A 799-nucleotide genomic window follows, 5' to 3' on the forward strand; every position below is an offset into this window, starting at 1 on the left:
TTTGTAGTGAATGCGCAAGGCGCTCGCGATGTTGCGATTCCTCCTATGATTAGTGGCGGTTGGACTTTCGGTACTGAAAACTTCCAAGCATCTCTGTCTTACATGCAGCTGATTATTTTTATAGCGACATTTATCTGCATGTCGGCACTCACATTATTTATTTCTAAGTCACGAATGGGACGAGCATGTCGCGCTGTTGCTGAAGACATCAAGATGGCAAATCTGCTTGGCATTAATACTAACCGAGTGATCTCTGCAACATTTGTCATTGGCGCTTCTTTAGCGGCTGTCGCGGGCTTATTACTTGGCCTTTATTACGGCGTTGCCAATCCACATATTGGTTTTATTGCCGGACTGAAAGCATTTACCGCAGCGGTACTTGGTGGCATTGGGAGCATTCCTGGCGCTATGCTCGGCGGAATTATTCTAGGTTTAACGGAAAGCTTAACTGCAGCGTATATTAGCTCAGAATGGAAAGACGCCGTGTCATTTAGTCTTCTCGTTCTAATCCTCTTATTTAAGCCGACTGGCTTACTAGGCAAACAAGAGGTTGAGAAAGTCTAATGAAATCGAATTTCAGTCATGCAGTATTTACTGCAATCATCACTTTTATCGTGTCCTTCCCTTTACTGGGCCTCAACTTGGTTACAGGCGGCACTTCAATGTCTATTGAAGGTGCGGGGCCAACGACTTGGATGTATATCGGTGCTGCCGTTGCGATCGTATTTTTCTTCCAATTATTCAGAGACCAGTTCACTGGATTATTTAGCCACATTCCTAAACCAAGTTTTAATACCGG

The 799-nt window shown here is 44.4% G+C and carries 1 protein-coding gene and 1 pseudogene; both read left to right on the forward strand.

Features of this window, described 5'->3' with window-relative positions:
* Positions 1-564: pseudogene (locus A3762_RS20610) on the forward strand (branched-chain amino acid ABC transporter permease LivH); the annotation flags it as partial.
* The coding region (locus A3762_RS26135; RefSeq protein ID WP_156493638.1) for a DUF3382 domain-containing protein at positions 564-799 on the forward strand (236 nt) is incomplete at its 3' end. The pseudogene A3762_RS20610 and the gene A3762_RS26135, both read left to right, overlap by 1 nt.

This window comes from Oleiphilus sp. HI0125 (assembly GCF_001635355.1).